This is a genomic window from Geodermatophilus sp. SYSU D01105 (genome assembly GCF_054050095.1).
This window is the reverse complement of record NZ_JBJGYR010000015.1, coordinates 77,589-94,794: the sequence shown is the minus strand read 5'-3', so window position 1 is coordinate 94,794 and position 17,206 is coordinate 77,589. Positions and strand designations below refer to the sequence as shown.

The 17,206-nt window shown below is 75.0% G+C and carries 17 protein-coding genes; 7 read left to right on the top strand and 10 right to left on the bottom strand.

Annotation, left to right across the window (positions count from 1 at the left end; all coding sequences use genetic code 11):
* The first annotated feature begins 2 nt into the window (after positions 1 to 2).
* Positions 3 to 1,136 (top strand): glycerate kinase, encoded by a 1,134-nt coding sequence (locus ACI79I_RS15570; protein WP_456993223.1) that lies wholly within the window; start codon positions 3 to 5, stop codon positions 1,134 to 1,136.
* A gap of 50 nt (positions 1,137 to 1,186) precedes the next feature.
* On the opposite strand, the gene ACI79I_RS15565 is transcribed toward ACI79I_RS15570, so the two are convergent.
* The 6 genes from ACI79I_RS15565 to ACI79I_RS15540 all read right to left on the bottom strand — a co-directional run bounded on the left by ACI79I_RS15565 (position 1,187) and on the right by ACI79I_RS15540 (position 6,942).
* Complete coding sequence (locus tag ACI79I_RS15565) at positions 1,187 to 2,380, bottom strand: cytochrome P450 (protein WP_456993222.1); 1,194 nt, start codon at positions 2,378 to 2,380, stop codon at positions 1,187 to 1,189.
* A gap of 165 nt (positions 2,381 to 2,545) precedes the next feature.
* Positions 2,546 to 3,529, bottom strand: coding sequence for a quinone oxidoreductase family protein (locus ACI79I_RS15560; RefSeq protein ID WP_456993221.1), 984 nt, complete (start codon positions 3,527 to 3,529; stop codon positions 2,546 to 2,548).
* A gap of 91 nt (positions 3,530 to 3,620) precedes the next feature.
* Positions 3,621 to 3,980 carry a hypothetical protein gene (locus ACI79I_RS15555; protein WP_456993220.1) on the bottom strand — a complete coding sequence of 120 codons (360 nt, stop codon included), beginning with the start codon at positions 3,978 to 3,980 and terminating at the stop codon, positions 3,621 to 3,623.
* Between the two features lie 31 nt (positions 3,981 to 4,011).
* A complete protein-coding gene (locus tag ACI79I_RS15550) occupies positions 4,012 to 4,875 on the bottom strand; it encodes a DODA-type extradiol aromatic ring-opening family dioxygenase (protein ID WP_456993219.1) in 864 nt (287 codons plus the stop codon).
* The gene (locus ACI79I_RS15545) at positions 4,868 to 5,731 is read right to left on the bottom strand and encodes a citryl-CoA lyase (RefSeq protein WP_456993217.1); all 864 of its coding nucleotides are present in this window, start codon (positions 5,729 to 5,731) and stop codon (positions 4,868 to 4,870) included. The genes ACI79I_RS15550 and ACI79I_RS15545 overlap by 8 nt, the downstream gene beginning before the upstream one ends.
* A complete protein-coding gene (locus tag ACI79I_RS15540) occupies positions 5,728 to 6,942 on the bottom strand; it encodes a CaiB/BaiF CoA transferase family protein (protein ID WP_456993216.1) in 1,215 nt (404 codons plus the stop codon). Before ACI79I_RS15540 ends, ACI79I_RS15545 begins: the two co-directional genes overlap by 4 nt.
* A gap of 243 nt (positions 6,943 to 7,185) precedes the next feature.
* Here ACI79I_RS15540 and ACI79I_RS15535 point away from each other — a divergent pair, with 243 nt between their 5' ends.
* From ACI79I_RS15535 to ACI79I_RS15515, 5 genes are all read left to right on the top strand, one after another.
* Positions 7,186 to 8,676 (top strand): amidohydrolase family protein, encoded by a 1,491-nt coding sequence (locus ACI79I_RS15535; RefSeq protein ID WP_456993215.1) that lies wholly within the window; start codon positions 7,186 to 7,188, stop codon positions 8,674 to 8,676.
* A 133-nt stretch (positions 8,677 to 8,809) separates the two neighbouring features.
* Entirely contained in the window at positions 8,810 to 9,631 is an 822-nt protein-coding gene (locus tag ACI79I_RS15530; protein WP_456993214.1) for an IclR family transcriptional regulator domain-containing protein, read from the top strand.
* Between the two features lie 50 nt (positions 9,632 to 9,681).
* Positions 9,682 to 10,398 (top strand): Clp protease N-terminal domain-containing protein, encoded by a 717-nt coding sequence (locus ACI79I_RS15525; protein WP_456993213.1) that lies wholly within the window; start codon positions 9,682 to 9,684, stop codon positions 10,396 to 10,398.
* 80 nt (positions 10,399 to 10,478) lie between these two features.
* Positions 10,479 to 11,720 carry an acyl-CoA dehydrogenase family protein gene (locus tag ACI79I_RS15520; protein ID WP_456993212.1) on the top strand — a complete coding sequence of 414 codons (1,242 nt, stop codon included), beginning with the start codon at positions 10,479 to 10,481 and terminating at the stop codon, positions 11,718 to 11,720.
* Positions 11,721 to 11,731: 11 nt separating this feature from the next.
* Entirely contained in the window at positions 11,732 to 12,109 is a 378-nt protein-coding gene (locus ACI79I_RS15515) for an ester cyclase (RefSeq protein ID WP_456993211.1), read from the top strand.
* Between the two features lie 7 nt (positions 12,110 to 12,116).
* Here the strand turns inward: ACI79I_RS15515 and ACI79I_RS15510 are convergent, their stop codons facing one another.
* From ACI79I_RS15510 to ACI79I_RS15500, 3 genes are all read right to left on the bottom strand, one after another.
* Positions 12,117 to 13,409 carry an MFS transporter gene (locus tag ACI79I_RS15510; protein ID WP_456993210.1) on the bottom strand — a complete coding sequence of 431 codons (1,293 nt, stop codon included), beginning with the start codon at positions 13,407 to 13,409 and terminating at the stop codon, positions 12,117 to 12,119.
* Positions 13,410 to 13,522: 113 nt separating this feature from the next.
* A complete protein-coding gene (locus tag ACI79I_RS15505; protein ID WP_456993209.1) occupies positions 13,523 to 14,287 on the bottom strand; it encodes a crotonase/enoyl-CoA hydratase family protein in 765 nt (254 codons plus the stop codon).
* A gap of 46 nt (positions 14,288 to 14,333) precedes the next feature.
* Positions 14,334 to 15,488 (bottom strand): CaiB/BaiF CoA transferase family protein, encoded by a 1,155-nt coding sequence (locus ACI79I_RS15500; RefSeq protein ID WP_456993208.1) that lies wholly within the window; start codon positions 15,486 to 15,488, stop codon positions 14,334 to 14,336.
* A 54-nt stretch (positions 15,489 to 15,542) separates the two neighbouring features.
* On the opposite strand from ACI79I_RS15500, the gene ACI79I_RS15495 reads away from it, so the two are divergent.
* On the top strand, positions 15,543 to 16,013 hold the full coding sequence (locus ACI79I_RS15495; RefSeq protein ID WP_456993207.1) for a MaoC family dehydratase: 471 nt from the start codon (positions 15,543 to 15,545) through the stop codon (positions 16,011 to 16,013).
* Between the two features lies 1 nt (position 16,014).
* Here the strand turns inward: ACI79I_RS15495 and ACI79I_RS15490 are convergent, their stop codons facing one another.
* The gene (locus ACI79I_RS15490) at positions 16,015 to 17,139 is read right to left on the bottom strand and encodes a serine hydrolase domain-containing protein (protein WP_456993206.1); all 1,125 of its coding nucleotides are present in this window, start codon (positions 17,137 to 17,139) and stop codon (positions 16,015 to 16,017) included.
* Positions 17,140 to 17,206: the final 67 nt, after the last annotated feature.

Sequence of the window (17,206 nt, the reverse complement as noted above, 5' to 3'; positions counted from 1 at the left end):
GCGTGGCCCGGATCGTGCTGGCGCCGGACAAGTTCAAGGGCTCGCTGACCGCCCCCGAGGTCGCCGCGGCACTCACCCGGGGGCTGCGCGCGACCCTGCCGGACGCGGAGGTCGTCGAGCAGCCGATCGCCGACGGCGGGGAGGGCACCGTGGAGATGGTCCTCTCCGCCGGCTTCTCCGCCCGCACCTGCGTCGTCCCCGGGCCGCTCGGCGACCCGGTGACCGCCCGGTACGCGCTGCGCGGGGACACCGCCGTGCTCGAGATGTCCGCCGCCGCCGGCCTGGCGCTGCTGCCGGGCGGCCCGACGGAGGAGACGGCGGTGTCCGCCTCGACCCTCGGCGTCGGCCGGCTGGTCGCCGACGCGCTCGACGCCGGCGCGCGGCGGGTCGTCCTCGGCGTCGGGGGCAGCGCCACCACCGACGGCGGCGCGGGCGCCCTGGCCGGCCTCGGGGCGCGGGTGCTCACCGCCGAGGGGGACGACGTCCCGCCCGGGGGCGCCGGCCTGGCGCAGGCGGCGCGGCTGGACCTCGCCGGCCTGGACCCGCGGCTGGCCGGCGCGGAGCTCGTCGTCGCCTGCGACGTGGACAACCCGCTCACCGGCCCCTCGGGCGCCGCCGCGGTCTACGGCCCCCAGAAGGGCGCGACACCCGCGGCGGTGGCCAGGCTGGACGCCGCCCTGGGCCGCTGGGCCGACGTCGTCGCCGCGGCCACCGGCGCCGACCGGCGGGACGACCCCGGCGCGGGTGCGGCCGGCGGCATCGCGTTCGGGCTGTCGAGCGTGCTCGGGGCACGGCTGACCCCCGGCGTCGGGCTGCTACTGGAGCTGACCGGGTTCGCCGACGTCGTCCACGGCGCCGCTCTGGTGGTCGTCGGCGAGGGGTCGCTGGACGCGCAGAGCCTGCGCGGCAAGGGACCGATCGGGCTGGCCGCGCTCGCCCGCGCGGCCGGGACGCCGGTGGTGGCGGTGGCCGGGCGCAGTCTCATCACCCCCGAGGAGGCGCGCGCGGCCGGCCTGGCCGCCGTCCACGCGCTCACCGACCTCGAGCCGGACCCGGCGCGCTGCATGACCGACGCCGCCGCCCTGCTGGAGACCGTGGGCCGGCGGATCGGCGAGGAGCTGCGGGCAGCCCGCTGACCCCGGTGCCCCCGGGACCCGCGCTGGGTCCCGGGGGCACCGGGAGTCGCTCAGGTGCGGTCGACGGTGACGTCGACCCGCCCGAAGGCGCGGATGAGGTTGTTCAGCGCGCGCTCGGTGCCCTGCAGGTGGAAGCGGGCGACGCGCGGGGCCAGTGCCCGCAGCAGCGACTCGGTCTCCATCCGGGCCAGGCCCGCACCGGCGCAGCCGTGCTCGCCCATGCCGAACCCGAGCTGGTGGACGGCGTTGGCGCGGGTGACGTCGAACTCGTCCGGCCGGTCGAACTTGCGCTCGTCGCGGTTGGCCGAGGCGTAGATGACCAGGACGCGGGAGCCCTCGGGGACGTCGACGTCGCCGATCCGGGTGTCCCGGCTGGTGATCCGGCCGAAGGCGCGGATCGGCGACTCGATGCGGACCACCTCGTTGACCGCGTTCGGGATGAGCTTGGGGTCCTCGCGCACGAGGTCCCACTGACCGGGGTTCTGCGCGAACAGCCAGATGGCGCTGCCGACGGCGCTGATGGTCGTGTCCAGCGACGGGGCGAGGTAGTCGAGCATGAGCATCATCGCCTGCTCGGTGGAGATCTCGCCCTTGTCCACCGACTCCAGGACGCCGGCCCCGAGGCTGCCCGGCGAGACGTTGCGGGTGCGGACGATCTCGGCGCCGAACGCGGCCATCTCGCCGCACTGGGGCAGCGCGCGCTGGGCCCGGTCGTTGAGCGGCCCGAACGAGTCGAAGTTGGCGCCGGCCCAGCCCAGCAGGTGCTCGCGGCCCTCCTGGGGCCAGCCGATGAAGTCCGGCACGATCGACAGCGGCAGCGCCCGCGCCAGGTCGGCGACCGCGTCGAAGGAGCCCTTCTCGACCAGTCCGGCGACGAGCTCCTCGGCCTTGTCCGAGACGACGTCCTTCATCGGCCGCAGCGCGCGCGGGGTGAGCCGGTTGGCCACCACCTGGCGCAGGTGGGCGTGCAGGTCACCGTCGCTGGCCAGCGTGCAGCCGAGGATCGCCTGGTTGGCCGGCTCGTTGAGCGCGATGCCGTTGGCCGAGCGGAAGGTGTCGGAGTCCATCAGCACCGCGCGCGCCTCGTCGTACCGGGCGACGGCGTAGGCGCCGTGCTGCGACAGCCAGACCGCCGGGCCCAGCTCGCGCAGGGCGCGGTAGTCCTCGTACGGCTCGAGCAGCGCCTCGTCGGTGTAGATGTCCCCGTCGTACGTGGGTGCGGCGGTCGGCGCGGTCGTGGTCATGAGGCGGGAGGTCCTTCCCAGGCGCGGAACCCCGGGTGAGCGGGAGTGGACAACTGTCCGCGTCGCGGACAATCCGACCATGCCCGGCGCCGGAGGCACGTGTCAAGGGACACATCCGCCGGGCGGACGGCGCGGGTGCCGTCGTCCCGCGGCGTCGGTGCGGCCTCAGCCGGCGGGGGCCTCCGGGACGAGCACGACCCGGCGCCCGGCCCCCTCGGCGGTCAGCGCCCAGCCACGTTCGACCTCCTCGAGCGGGAGGACGACGTGGTCGAGGCCGAGGGCGCCGCGCTCGGCGTGACCGAGGACGGCGGTCAGCGCCTGCGCCCGTTGCTGCCCCGTGAGCGCGTTGTTGGTGTAGCCCAGCACCTCGGCGCTGCGGCTGCGCAGCACCGAGGAGGCGAAGGCGGCGCTGTCACCGGAGGCCCCGCCGAGGTTGACCAGCCGCCCGAACGGCGCCAGCACCCGCGAGGCCGCCGTCGCCGCGGCGCCGAAGACCGGGTCGACGACGACGTCGACGTCCCCGCCGCAGGCCTGCGCCAGCCGCGCGGTCAGCGCGTCCACGTCGCCCGACAGCCGGACCACCGCGTCGGCGCCGGCCCGCCGCGCGCGCTGCTCGGCCTCGGCCGACCGGCAGACGCCGACCACCCGGCCCGCGCCGAGCAGCCGCGCCGCTCCGACGGCCACCTGGCCGACCGCGCCGCCGGCGCCCAGCACCAGGACCCGCTCGCCCGGCTGCACGCGTCCGCGCCAGGTCAGCGCCATCCACGCGGCGACCGCGGACAGCCCGAGGGCGGCCACGAGGGCGTCGGGCACCGCCGCGGTCACGGGGACGACGTCGGCGTCGGGCACCGCGCACCGCTCGGCCAGGCTGCCGTCGCCGGGCGCCATGCCGGCCGACGTCGCGAACCACACCCGGGTCCCGGGCGCGTGCGTCCCGGACTCGACCACCTCCCCCACGCCCTGCACGCCGGGGACGTAGGGCGTCACCGGCGTGCCGAAGTAGGAGGTGCCCGAGGCGCACAGCTGGTCGAGCGGGACCACCGGCGCCGCGGTCACCCGGACCAGCGTGCGGCCCTCCCCCGCCTGCGGGTCGGGGTGCGCACCGAACGTCGGCGGCGCACCGGGGGTGTGCAGGACGGCGGCGCGCATGGGACTCCCTCCTCGACAGGCGGGACCGCCCCCGCCCCGGGGACCGGGACGGGGGCGGGTCGGCCCCCTGCAGGGTGCAGGGGTCCTGTGCTCAGGTGGCGATGTCCGGGTAGGGCATCGAGATGTGCTCCATCGCCTTGCCGTAGGCCTTCTGGTACTCCAGCGGGCCGTGGTCGCGCTCGAACATCGCGATGAACAGCGTGAGGGTGAGGAACGGGTGGGCGCCCATCTGGAAGAGCGTCACGTGGTCGTGCTCGCGCAGCGCCGTCCGCTCCTCCTCGGTGAACGCCAGCCAGGTGGACTTCTCCGCGTCGATGCAGTTGAGCAGCTTGTTGGCCATCTCGGCCTCCCACCACTCGACCGTGCCGGCCGGGTCCTCCCGGTAGCGCTCGACCAGCTCGGGGTCGCGGTCGACGGTGTAGAGGAACTTGTCGAGCAGGTACTTGCTCATGCGGGGATCTCCGTTCCGGTCGTCCGCGGGCTCAGGCCGGCGTCCCGTTGGGGTACCAGGTGAAGTAGGCCTCCATCGTGTGGAACAGGTCGAGGCTGTCCACGTGCGCGGCCTTCTGCCCCTCGCCGGCGACGCCCATCATCAGCATGAAGTCCATGAACCCGTGGGTGGCGTTCCCCGGGTGGTGCAGGCTCTCCAGGGTCACCTCGGCCAGGCAGCCCTCGATGTCGCCGCTGGCGATCCACTCGATGGCCTTGCGGTCGAACTCGGGGTCGGGGCCGTGCTCGCCGAACTGGCGCGGGCCGCCGAGCTCCAGGGACAGGTGGCCGGTGCCGATGATCGCGACCCGCTTGTCGCTCTCCCAGGACTCCACCATCTCGCGGATCGCCCGGCCCAGCTGCACGAACCGCCTGGGCTGCGGCAGCGGCGGCGCGAAGATGTTGGTGTAGATCGGCACGATCGGCAGATCGGCCTCCGGGCGCAGCGCGATGATCGGGCACGTGATGCTGTGGTCGATCCGCAGCTCGTTGCTGAACGCCAGGTCGAAGTCGCGGTCGAGCCCGTCGCGCAGGATGTGCGCCGCGAGGTCCTCCTCGCCGCGCAGCTTCAGCCGGGGCAGGCCGAACTCGCGCTCCTCGTTGTACCAGTTGGCGTCGAACCAGGGCGCCTTGCCGACGAGGAACTGCGGCATGTTGTCCAGCCACAGCTGGTGGAAGTGGTCGCTGCCCACCATCACCAGGACGTCGGGCTCGGCCCGGTTGAGCGTCTCGGCGAAGGCCGCCTGCTTGGCGACCCACTGGTCCGCGAACGGCGGCCGGTCGGCGCCGGTCGAGGTCTTGGCGCGGTAGAAGAACGGGTGGTGCGTGGATGCGATGACCGCGGCTACTTCAGCCACGACGACCTCCGTTGGTGTCGGTGTCCGAGTGGGTGCCCGGCAGAGGGTCCGGGACGTAGGGGTCGGGGGCGACGGACCGGTTGTTGAGGTCCACCGACAGGAAGACCTCGTTGCCCACCGGGTGCCGCAGCTCCTCGGCCAGCTGGCCGATCAGCCCCGCGGTGCGGGCCAGCAACGCGAACCCGCGCAGCAGCTCCAGGGGCAGCCCGAGGTCGGCCAGCGCGGCCCCGCACACGCCGGCGCCGTTGAGCGGCAGCTGCCGGCCGAGGACCTGCGGGTGCACCCGCCCGATCGCGGCGAACAGGGACAGGTGCGGGCCGTAGAGGCCCTCCTCCTCGGCGATCGCGAACAGCCGCGGGGTCCGCGGATCGCCGTTCTTGTGCACGTGGTGGCCCAGCCCCGGGACGAAGCGCCGGGCCGCGCGCTGGGCGGTGACCGTCTCCAGCGCCAGGGCGTCCCAGCCGGCGTCGTCGGTGGGCAGCTCGCCCTCCACCGAGGTGAGGACGTCGTGCAGGAAGCGGCCGCAGTCCTCGGTCACGCCGAGGAACCGGGAGCCGCCGCCGAGCAGGCCCGCGGCCAGCGCGCCCTGCACCGAGTCCGGCGCGGACAGGTAGGTCAGCCGGGTGACGATCGCCGTCGGGGTGAAGCCGTGGTCGGCCAGCGCCGCCAGGACCGCCTCGAAGACGCGGGTCTCCCCCGTCGACGGGCGGCGCTGGGTGGCCAGCCAGAAGGCCAGCTCGCCGAAGCCGACCTGGCCCATCACGTCGCGGGCCAGGTCCGACCCCAGCAGGGTGATGCTCTCCAGGCTGGAGGCGCCCAGCGCCGTCGGGTAGACGGGACGGCCGTCGTCGCTCACGCCTGCCCCTCCTCCCCGTCGGCGGTGCGGGCGGCCGGCGCGGCCAGCCACTCGCGGATCTCCGCACCGTGCTCGTCGAGCCGGGGTGGGGGCAAGCGGTAGTCGGCCGGGGTGGAAGAGAACCTGATCGGGTTGCGCACCGACGGCACCGCGGCGTCCCCCTCCCCCACGGTGACCACGGGGTCCAGGCCCACCTCCTCGGCGAAGGCGACGCCCTGGTCGACGGTGTTGATCGGCCCGCACGGCACGCCGGCGGCGATGATGTCGCGGAACCACTCGTGCTTGCTGCGGGTGCGCAGCCGCTCCACCAGCAGCGGCCGCAACTGGTCGCGGTTGGCGGTGCGGTCCTCGTTGCGCAGGAACCGCGGGTCGTCGGCGAGCTCGGGCACGCCCAGGACCTCGACCAGCTTGCGGAACTGCCCGCTGTTGCCGGCGGTGATGATCAGGTCGCCGTCGGCGCAGGGCAGCGGCTCGTACGGGAACAGGCTGGGGTGGCTGTTGCCCATCCGGAACGGGACGACGCCGCCGGCGACGTAGGCGCTGGAGTGGTTGACCAGCCCGGACAGCGCCGAGGACATCAGGTTGACCTCGACGTGCTGACCCCGGCCGCTCTCGTGCCGGGCGTTGAGCGCACTGAGCACGCCGATCGTCGCGTGCAGCCCGGCCATCACGTCGAAGACGGAGATCCCGGCGCGGTAGGGCTCGCCGTCCGGGTCGCCGGTGAGGCTCATCAGGCCGGAGATGGCCTGCACGATGAGGTCGTAGCCGGGCAGCTTCCGGCCCTCCGGGCCGCTGCCGAAACCGCTGATCGAGGCGTAGACGACCCCGGGGTTGTCCTCGGCGACGGTCTCGTAGTCCAGGCCGAAGCGGGCCAGGCCGCCGGGCTTGAAGTTCTCGACGAGGACGTCCGCGCGGCGGGCCAGCTCCCGGGCCGCGGCCGCGTCGTCGGGGTCCTTGAGGTCCAGTGCGATGGACCGCTTGTTGCGGTTGACGCCGAGGTAGTAGGTCGAGACGCCGTCGCGGACCGGCGGGGCCCAGCTGCGGGTGTCGTCACCGGCGGGGCTCTCGACCTTGACGACCTCGGCGCCCAGGTCGGCGAGCAGCATGGTCGCGTACGGCCCGGCGAGGACGCGGGAGAAGTCGGCGACCAGCAGACCCGCGAGGGGTCCCCGTCCCGGTGTCGCGCCCGGGACGGGTCGCTGTGCGGTCATTCGTCAGTGCACCTCTCATCACTGGTCGACCGGCATACGGACGATGGTCCGTTGTCCGTGCCGGGAAGTCTTGGGGCGTTACCCACGGGTGTCAAGACGCACTCCTTCCGCGCCGAGCGCGCGTTGCGCGCCAGCGCGTCTTGACAGTCTCGTCACACCCCGACCAAGGTGGCCAGGTCCGCTGTACTGACCGGTATACGGACGCAGGTCCGCTGACGGTCGCCAGTCTCGAGGAGGAGACGCATGACCAGTTCCGACGACGGGGCCGCCCCCCAGCCCGGCCGGCCCCTGCTCCTGCGCGGCGGCACGGTGCTCACGATGGACGACGCCTGCACGGTGCTCCCCGACGCCGACGTCCTCGTCGTCGACGACCGCCTCGCCGCGGTGGGCCCGGGCCTGGAGGCCCCCGAGGGTGCCCAGGTGGTCGACGCCAGCGGCGGCATCGTCATGCCCGGCATGATCGACACCCACCGGCACATGTGGCAGACCGCCATGCGCGGGTACGGCGCCGACTGGACGCTCACCCAGTACTTCGTCTGGTACTACCTCGAGCACGGCAGGAAGTTCCGGCCCGAGGACATCGCCGCCGGCAACCGGCTGGCCGCCATCGAGTCCCTCGACGCCGGCGTCACCACGACCGTCGACTGGTCCCACGGCCTGCAGTCGGTGGAGCACGCCGAGGCCGCGCTGGAGGCGCTGCGCTCGGTCCCCGGCCGGTTCGTGCTGGCCTACGGCAACATCCAGCAGGGCCCGTGGGAGTGGACCACCGACCCCGCCGTCCGGTCGTTCCTGGAGCGGCTGCGCGACGCGGGCGACGACATGATGGGCGTGCAGATCGCCTTCGACGTCACCGGCGACCCGGCGTTCCCCGAGAAGGCCGCCTTCGAGGCCGCCCGCGACATGGGCATCCCGGTCACCACCCACGCCGGCGTCTGGGCCGCCACCAACGACACCGGCATCCAGCAGATGCACGAGCACGGGTTCATGACGCCCGAGACGACCTACGTGCACGCGGCCACCCTCACCGCCGACAGCTACCAGCGGATCGCCGCGACCGGGGGCTCCATCTCGGTCGCCACCGAGTCCGAGTGCAGCGCCGGGCAGGGCCACGCCCCCACGGCCCAGGTGATGCAGTACGGCATCCCGGTGTCGCTCTCGATGGACACCAGCGTCTGGTGGAGCGGCGACATGTTCTCCGCCATGCGGGCCACGCTCAACGCCGACCGCATGGCCGAGCACATGGACGCCCACCTCAAGGGCGAGACCATCACCCACCTGCGGCTGCGGGCCCAGCAGGTGGTCGAGTGGACCACCCGCGGCGGCGCGCACACCATCGGCCGGGACGCCGACCTCGGCAGCCTCGAGGCGGGCAAGAAGGCCGACGTCGTGCTGATCAAGAACGACCGGTCGCCGGTGTCCTTCCCGCTGCTCAACCCGCTCGGCCACGTCGCCTTCCAGGCCCAGCGGGCGGACGTGCACACGGTCATCGTCGACGGCCGGGTCGTGAAGCACGCCCACGAGCTGGTCGGCGTGGACCTGGCGGCGGTCCGGCGCGAGGTCGAGGCGACCGTCGACCACCTGCGCGCCGAGCTCGGCGAGGAGGCGTGGAACGCGGGCATGTTCCCGGACAAGCCCGCCGCCGAGCAGGAGATCCTCGAGAACCCGTACCAGTACACCGACTTCAAGGACGAGTCGAAGCGGTCGGGGTCCGAGGACCGGGTCCTCGGCCGCTGAGGGAGGCCCCTGTCCCCGCACGCTCGCGGCGGGACCCGGCAGGGGCCACGGGGGAGGTCCGGTCACCCGGGCCTCCCCGGCCGCACACCGGCCGGACGACGCGCCGGCTCACAGGACGACAGGAGGACGCCGCATGGCGGGGCGAGGTACCGGGCCGGACTTCGTCGAGGCCCTGGCCCGGGGGCTCGACGTGCTGGCCTGCTTCGACGCGGACCACCCCAGCATGACCCTCTCCGAGGTGGCGACCGCGGCGGGCCTGGCCCGGCCCACCGCGCGGCGACTGCTGCTCACCCTCGAGGAGCTCGGCTTCGTCCGCTCGACCGGCAACGCGTTCTCGCTGACGCCGCGCGTGCTCACCCTGGGCATGGCCTACGTCGGCGCACTCGGGCTGTGGGACATCGCCCGCCCGCACCTGGCGCGTCTGGTCGCCAGCACCGGGGAGTCCTCGTCGATGACCCAGCTCGACGGGTCCGACGTCGTCTACGTCGCCCGGGTGTCGGTGCCCAAGCTGATCACCCTCCGGGTCGAGATCGGCACCCGCTTCCCGGCCCGGCAGACCTCCCAGGGCAAGGTGCTGCTCGCGGCCCTCTCCCCCGCCGAGCTCGACGCCGCGCTGGCCCAGCCGAGCCGCTCGGGCCTGCCGCCCCCTCTCGACCGGGACGACGACCGGCTGCGCGCGGAGCTCACCGAGGTGCGGGCACGCGGCTGGGCGCTGGCTGACGAGGAGCTCGCCCCCGGCATCCGGTCGGTCGCCGTCCCCGTGCGCGACGGGTCCGGCGCGGTCCGGGCGGCCATGAACGTCACCGTGCACGCCGCGGAGACCCCCACGGAGCACCTCCTCTCCGCACACCTGCCCCGGCTGCTGCGCACCGCGGGCGACGTGAGCGCCGAGTGGGCGCTGTGGCAGTCCCGCCCGCACATCGACGTGGCCCGGGCGGCGGAGGCGACCGCCTGAGCGTCAACCCTGCGTTGACACCCCGTCATGCGTCAACCTACGGTTGACGCATGACGCCTCCCGTCCAGCTGCGGTCCACCGTCCGTCTCGACGACCTCATCGCGGCCATCCAGCGCGCCGACGACGACGTCCTCCGGCAGCTCACCAGCGCGGTGGTCCTGGCCGACCACATCGGCGAGGTCGCCGACTCCCTGATCGGCCACTTCGTGGACCAGGCCCGCCGGTCGGGCGCCTCGTGGTCCGACATCGGGCGGAGCATGGGGGTGACCCGGCAGGCGGCCCAGAAGAGGTTCGTCGGCCGGGAGCCCGGCCGCTCGTCGGCGCTGGACCCCGACGAGGGCTTCGGCCGGTTCACCGACCGGGCCCGCGGCGCGGTGGTGGCGGCCCAGAACGAGGCCCGGGCGGCCGGCAGCCCGGAGATCGGCACCGCCCACCTGGTCCTGGGACTGCTCGCCGACCCCGACGGCGTCGCCGCCCGGGCGCTGCTCGCCGAGGGCCGCACGACGGAGGCCGTGCGGGCCGCCGCGGCCGGCGCGTTCCCCCCGCCGGCCGCCGACGTGCCCGACTTCGTCCCCTTCGACGCCGCGGCCCGGCAGGCTCTGGAGCTCACCTTCGCGATCGCCTCGCGCCGCGACGACGACGCGGTCGACACCGAGCACCTGCTGCTGGCGCTGCTCGAGGCGGAGGGCGGCGCCGGGCTGCTCGCCGGCCTGGGCGTCACCGAGCGGGCCGTCGAGGCCGCCGCCGCCGCGGATCCGCGGGGCTGACGCGGGGCCCCCGCGCGGGCGGGCCGGGGAGTCCCTACGGTCGCAGGCGGAGCGTCCGCACGGCCCGACTGGAGGTCCTGATGACCGCGAACGAACTGGCCGCCCCCTCGGCCCGCGCCCGGGAGCTGTACGACCTCATGCTCGCCTTCATGCGGGAGGAGGTGCTGCCCGCCGAGGCCGAGTACCAGGCGCACCGCCGCGCGGCCGGGCCCGACGGCCACGAGGTGCCGCCGGTGGTCGAGGAGCTCAAGCGCAAGGCCCGCGAGCGCGGCCTGTGGAACCTGTTCCTGCCCGCGGAGTCCGGGCTCACCCAGCTCGAGTACGCGCCGATCGCGGAGCTCTCGGGCTGGAGCCTGGACCTCGCGCCCGAGGCGATCAACTCGGCCGCCCCCGACACCGGCAACATGGAGCTGCTGCACCTGCTGGGCACCGAGCAGCAGAAGAAGGAGTGGCTCGAGCCGCTGCTGAACGGGGAGATCCGCTCGGCGTTCGCCATGACCGAGCCCGACGTCGCCAGCAGCGACGCCACCAACATCGGCACCCGCGTCGAGCGCGACGGTGACGAGTACGTCATCAACGGCCGCAAGTGGTGGACCAGCGGCGCGATGGACCCGCGGTGCGCACTGTTCATCCTCATGGGCAAGACCGACCCGTCGGCGCCGACGCACCGGCAGCAGACGATGGTCATCGTGCCCCGGGACACCCCCGGCGTCACCGTCGTCCGCGACTACCCGGTGATGGGGCACCACGACCAGCACGGGCACGCCCAGGTCCGCTTCGAGGACGTGCGCGTGCCGGCGTCCAACGTCGTCGGCGAGGAGGGCGGCGGGTTCGCCGCGGCCCAGGCGCGCCTGGGGCCGGGCCGGATCCACCACTGCATGCGGGCCCTCGGCGCGGCCGAGCGCGCCCTGGCGCTGCTGGTGCAGCGGGCCCAGCAGCGGGTCGCCTTCGGAGGGCCGCTGGCCGACCAGGGCGTCGTCCAGCAGCAGGTCGCCGAGTCGCGGCTGGAGATCGAGCAGGCCCGGCTGCTGTGCCACCGCGCCTGCCAGGTGATCGACACCGAGGGCAACAAGGCCGCCAAGGACCTGGTGGCCATGGCCAAGGTCGCCGTCCCGCGGGCGGCCACCCGGGTCATCGACCGGGCGATCCAGGTGCACGGCGGCGCGGGGATGACCGACGTGACGCCGCTGGCGGCCATGTACGCCTGGCACCGCGCGATGCGGCTGTTCGACGGTCCCGACGAGGTGCACCTGCGCTCGGTGGCCCGCACCGAGCTCCGGCGCGAGCCCCTGCTCCCGCCCGGCCGGGTGGTCGTGGACTGAAGGACCTCCTCGTGGACGCGCAGGCGGCGACGGCGATCGTGCGGCGGTACTGGGACGGGCTGTGGAACCGGCGAGACCTCGGCGTGATCGAGGAGCTGATCGCCGAGCCCTACGTCCGGCACTCCTCCGCCGGCACGCGGTCGCTGAGCCGCGCCGACTTCTCGCGCGAGGTCAGCGCCTCCTGGCAGCTGCTGCACGACGCGGCGACCACGATCGACGACCAGGTGGCCGCCGACGACCGGGTGTGGACCCGCGCCACGACGACCGGGGTCAACCTCGACACCGGGGAGACGTCGGTGGTCACCTGGCTGGTGGTGCACCGGGTGGAGGGCGGCCGGATCGTGGAGTCCTGGAGCGCGACGATCCCCGGGGTCGACTGGCGCAGCTGAGCCGGCCTCAGCCCAGGTCGCGCAGGCGGGTGGCCGCGGCCACCCGCCTGCGGCTGACCAGTGCGAACAGCAGCACGAACAGCAGCACGCCGCCGCCCATCGCGGCCAGCGTGACGCGCAGGCCGACGAGGTCGGCGAGCAGCCCGAGGGGCAGGGCGGCGATGCCGAAGGCGCCGAAGCTGAGCATGATCAGCCCCTGCACCCGCCCGTGGTACTCCATGTCCGAGAGGCTCAGCAGCTGGGACTGGTTGGTCGTCTGGAAGGCCAGCATCGCCCCGCCCAGCAGGAGCAGGACCACGACGGCGACCCAGGCGCTGGGCGCCACCGCCAGCCCGCAGATCGCCAGGCCGAACAGGGCTCCCGACAGCGCGAACACCCGCGTCTCCCCCGTCCGCGAGGAGCGGCGGCCCAGCAGCAGCCCGGCGCTGACCCCGCCGACGGCCGACGTCGCCGACAGGACGCCGTAGCCGACCGAGCCCAGCCCGAACAGGTCGCTGGCGATGGTCGGCATGAAGGCGAGGTAGGGCATCCCGCACATCGTCACGCCGATGCCGCACCAGGTCAGCGCGGACAGCTCCGGGTGCCGGCGGACGTAGCGCACCCCGTCGGCCAGCTCCCCGAGCGGTGAGCGGTCCGGCGCCTCCCCGCGACGGCGGCCCGGCGGCAGCGCCGCGGTGAGCAGCACGCCGATCGTGGCGAGGACCGCGCTGGCCAGGAAGATCGCCGCGGTCCCCCACGTCACCGCGCCGATCACCACACCGGCCAGCGCCGGGCCGACCACCCGGCTGACCTCGGTGTTGACCAGCAGCAGCGAGACCGCCTGCGGGAGCGAGCCGCGCGGCACCAGCTCGGCCAGGAACGCCATCCGGGCCGGGTTGAACAGCGCGAACCCGACGGCCTGGAGCACGCCGGCGCCGAGCAGCATCCAGTAGGCGATGACGTCGAAGACGACGGCCAGGCCGATCCAGGCGCTGGAGGTGGCCAGGAGCAGCACCGAGGCCTGCAGCACCAGGCGCTTGGGCAGCCGGTCGGCGGCCACCCCGCCCCACGGCGTTGCGACGAGCAGCGCGACGCCGAAGGAGAGCAGCACCCCGCCGAGAGCGGCGTTGGAGCCGGTGAGCTGGAACGCCAGCCAGCTGCGGGCGATGGCCTGGGCCATGACGCCGATGAACACCGCCGCGGCGTTGAGGTAGAGCACCAGGAAGCCGCCGATGCGCAGGATGCCCAGCGCGCCGAGCGGTGCCGGGGCCGCCGCCGGCCCGGGGACGGTCCCGGCGTCCGGGGTGGTCTCCGCGCTCATGGTCCCCCTCGTCCGGCGCGCCGGACCTCCGGACGCGGAACTGCTCCGGACCGGTCTACCACCGCGCGCCCGGGTCCTCCGAGCGGGCTCCCGGCAGGCGGAGGACCACCCGCTCAGCGCCCCCGCCAGACCGGCGGGCGCTTCTCCGCGAAGGCGGCCGAGCCCTCCCGGGCGTCCTCGCTGGTGAACACCGGCGCGACCAGCTCGTCCTGCCGCGCCCAGCCCTCCTCCGAGGTCCAGTCGGCGGTGCCCCGGGCGATCTGCTTGGTCGCGGCCACCGCGAGGGGCCCGTTCGCCGCGATGGTCGCGGCCAGCGCGAGCGCCCCGTCGAGCGCGCCGCCCTCCGGGGCCAGCCGGTTGACCAGGCCGACGGCGGCGGCGCGGGACGCGTCGATCGGGTCGCCGGTCAGGAGCATCTCCAGCGCCAGGGGCAGCGGCAGCCGCTTCGGCAGCTGCAGCGCGGCGCCCCCGGCGGCCACGAGCGAGCGCTTCACCTCCGGGACGCCGAAGCGCGCGGTCTCGGCGGCGACCACGAGGTCGCAGGCGAGCAGCAGCTCGAAGCCCCCGGCCAGCGCCCAGCCCTCGACCGCGCCGATCAGCGGCTTGCGCGGCGGGGTCCGGGTGATGCCGCACAGCCCGCGGCCCTCGATCGCCGGGGTCTCCCCGCGCAGGAACGCCTTGAGGTCCATGCCGGCCGAGAAGGTGCCCCCGGCGCCGGTGAGCACGCCGACCCGCAGCTCGTCGGACGCGTCGAGCTCGTCGACGGCTGCGGCCACCGCCTCCGCGACGGCCCGGGTCAGCGCGTTGCGCGCCTCCGGCCGGTTGATGGTGATCACCTGCACGGCGTCGCGCCGCTCGACCAGTACCTCGTCCGTCACCGGGGGCTCCTCGTGCTCGGGGTTCTCGGTCAGTCCCGGTCCTCGGTCAGTCCGCCTGCACGACCGCGCCGGACCCCAGCAGCCGGTCGACCTCGTCCGCGGGGAAGCCCCACGCCGCCAGCGCCGTCCGGGTGTCCTGCCCCGGTGCCCGGGGGGCCCCGCGGACCGCGCCCGGCGTCCGGGAGAAGCGCGGAGCCGGGGCCGGCTGCGGAGAGCCGTCGCGGTCGGTGAAGGTGCCGCGGGCGGCCAGGTGCGGGTGCGCCGGGGCCTCGGTGAGCCCGAGGACCGGGGTGACGCAGGCGTCGGTGCCCTCGAAGACCGCCGTCCACTCGTCGCGCGTCCGGGTGGCGAAGACCTCGGCGATCCGCTCCCGCTGCTCGGGCCACCGGTCGACGTCGTACTGGCCGCCGGGCAGGTCGCCGTCGAAGCCGAGGCCGTGCAGGAACTGGGCGTAGAACTGCGGCTCGATCGCGCCGACCGCCACGTGCCGGCCGTCGGCGCAGGCGTAGGTGTCGTAGAACGGCGCCCCGCCGTCGAGCAGGTTGACCGCGCGCCGGTCCTGCCACAGGCCGGCGCCGAGCATCCCGTAGACCATCGTCACCAGCGCGCTGGCGCCGTCCACCATCGCGGCGTCGACGACCTGCCCCCGCCCGCTGGTCCCGCGCTCCAGCAGCGCGGCGAGGACGCCGACGACCAGGAACATCGCGCCGCCGCCGAAGTCCGCGCCGATGTTGAGCGGCGGGACCGGCTTGTCCGCCGGCCCGATGGCGTGCAGGGCGCCGGTGAGGCCGAGGTAGTTGATGTCGTGGCCGGCGCGGGCGGCCAGCGGCCCGTCCTGGCCCCAGCCGGTCATCCGCGCGTAGACCAGCCGCGGGTTGCGCGCGGCGCAGTCGTCGGGGCCGACGCCGAGCCGCTCGGTGACGCCGGGCCGCAGCCCCTCGACCAGCACGTCGGCGGACTCGACGAGCCGGAGGACGACGTCGCGGCCGGCCGGGCTCTTCAGGTCGACGGCGATCGACGGGCGGCTGCGGTGCAGCGCCTCCTTGGCCGGGGACACCAGCTGCGTGCCGCCACCGGGCCGGTCCACCCGCACGACGTCGGCACCGAGCTCGGCCAGCAGCATGCAGGCGAAGGGCGCGGGCCCCAGCCCGGCCAGCTCGACGACGCGGATGCCGGCGAGGGGGCCGGTGGGGGGCTGCACGCCGGTCACGCTAGCAACCTGTGACGGCGGCCACCGGGCACTACGTTCGGGCCGGTGAGCAGCCCACACCGGACCGACGAGCGCTGGTTCGAGGACTACGTGCCCGGGACGAGCGCGGAGTTCGGCCCGCTGCGGGTGGAGGAGGCCGACGTCGTCGACTTCGGCCGGCGCTTCGACCCGCAGCCGTTCCACGTCGACGCGGCTGCCGCCGCGGCCGGCCCGTTCGGCGGGCTGATCGCCAGCGGCTGGCACACCTGCGCCCTGATGATGCGGCTGTTCGCCGACGAGTACCTCTCCCCCGTCTCCAGCCTCGGCTCCCCCGGCGTCGACGAGCTGCGCTGGATCGCGCCGGTGCGCCCCGGCGACGAGCTGACCCTCCGCGTCACCGTCGAGGAGGCCCGGCTGTCGCGGTCCAAGCCCGACCGGGGCCTGGTGCGCACGCGGATCGAGCTGGCCAACCAGGACGGCGTGGTCGCGCTGAGCATGGTGGCGATGAACCTGGTCAGAACCCGGCCGGCGAGCTGAGTCAGACGCAGGAGGAGAGGGTCTGCCAGAACTCGACGGGCTCGTCGTCGGGGCCGCCGTAGAGGCGCTGGGTGAGCAGGACCCCGACCAGGTCCCGCGCCGGGTCGACCCAGGCGCTGGTCCCCGTGCCGCCGTCCCACCCCCACCGCCCGGGCGTCTGCCAGGGGCGGACCGCCTCGACGCAGACCCCGACCTGCAGCCCCCAGGAGATGCCGGGGCCGAGGGAGTCCGCGGCCGCCGCCCGCTGCGGCTCGCTCAGCGCGTCGGCGGTCATCGCGGCGACCGCAGCGGCGGGCAGCACCGGGGCGCCGCCGTCGGCCAGCGCGGCGTGGAAGGCCAGGACCTCCGGCGCCGTCGACACCAGGCCGGCGGCCAGGCCCTCGAACGCCGGTGGCCGGCCGAACCCGCCGGGCGCGTCGAGCACCTCGAGGCCGCCGTCAGTGGGCAGGTAGCAGGTGGCCAGCCGGTCGGGGTCCGGCGTCCAGAAGGCGGTGTCGGTCAGGCCGAGGGGCCCGGTGACCCGCTCCGCGAGCAGGTCGGCCACCGGACGCCCGGTCGCCCGGGACAGCAGGACGCCGAGCACGTCGCTGGCGAGGTGGTAGAGCCAGACCTCGCCGGGCTGGGCGGCCAGGGGCAGCTCGGCGAGCCGGCGCAGGTACTCGTCCGGCGCCACGGGCGGCGACCAGGGCCCGGGCCCGATCTGCCGCTCCTCGATGGCGCGGTTCAGCGGGCTGCCGTCCCAGAGGCCGCCGAACCCGGGGGTGTTGGTGAGCAGGTGCCGCACGGTGATCGGCCGCTCGGCGGGCACGGTGTCCGACAGGGGCCCGGAGCGGTCGCGCAGCACCCGCGGCGAGGCGAGCTCCGGCAGCCAGCGCCCCACCGGGTCGTCGAGGCCGAGGACGCCGTCCTTGACCAGGGCGAGGGTCAGGGCCCCGGCGAAGGGCTTGGTCACCGAGGCCAACCGGAACAGGGTGTCCTCCCGCATCGGCGCCGTCCCGCCGACCTCGGTCGTCCCACCGGTGAGCACCTCCGTCTCGCCGCGGTGGCGCACCGCGGCGACGAAGCCGGGCAGCCGGCCGCTGTCGACCTGGCGCTGGAGCACGGCGCGGACGGGCTCGAGGTCCATGTCAGGCAGACCCCCGCCGGCCGCGGGACTCATCGGCGCCCGGATGCCGTCCGCTCCAGGGCGGGCG

Coding starts and splice junctions, on each gene's coding strand:
- ACI79I_RS15490 (WP_456993206.1), bottom strand. CDS start 17,139: ATGGACCTCGAGCCCGTCCGCGCCGTGCTCCAGCGCCAGGTCGACAGC.
- ACI79I_RS15525 (WP_456993213.1), top strand. CDS start 9,682: ATGACGCCTCCCGTCCAGCTGCGGTCCACCGTCCGTCTCGACGACCTC.
- ACI79I_RS15565 (WP_456993222.1), bottom strand. CDS start 2,380: ATGACCACGACCGCGCCGACCGCCGCACCCACGTACGACGGGGACATC.
- ACI79I_RS15530 (WP_456993214.1), top strand. CDS start 8,810: ATGGCGGGGCGAGGTACCGGGCCGGACTTCGTCGAGGCCCTGGCCCGG.
- ACI79I_RS15555 (WP_456993220.1), bottom strand. CDS start 3,980: ATGAGCAAGTACCTGCTCGACAAGTTCCTCTACACCGTCGACCGCGAC.
- ACI79I_RS15560 (WP_456993221.1), bottom strand. CDS start 3,529: ATGCGCGCCGCCGTCCTGCACACCCCCGGTGCGCCGCCGACGTTCGGT.
- ACI79I_RS15520 (WP_456993212.1), top strand. CDS start 10,479: ATGACCGCGAACGAACTGGCCGCCCCCTCGGCCCGCGCCCGGGAGCTG.
- ACI79I_RS15540 (WP_456993216.1), bottom strand. CDS start 6,942: ATGACCGCACAGCGACCCGTCCCGGGCGCGACACCGGGACGGGGACCC.
- ACI79I_RS15535 (WP_456993215.1), top strand. CDS start 7,186: ATGACCAGTTCCGACGACGGGGCCGCCCCCCAGCCCGGCCGGCCCCTG.
- ACI79I_RS15510 (WP_456993210.1), bottom strand. CDS start 13,409: ATGAGCGCGGAGACCACCCCGGACGCCGGGACCGTCCCCGGGCCGGCG.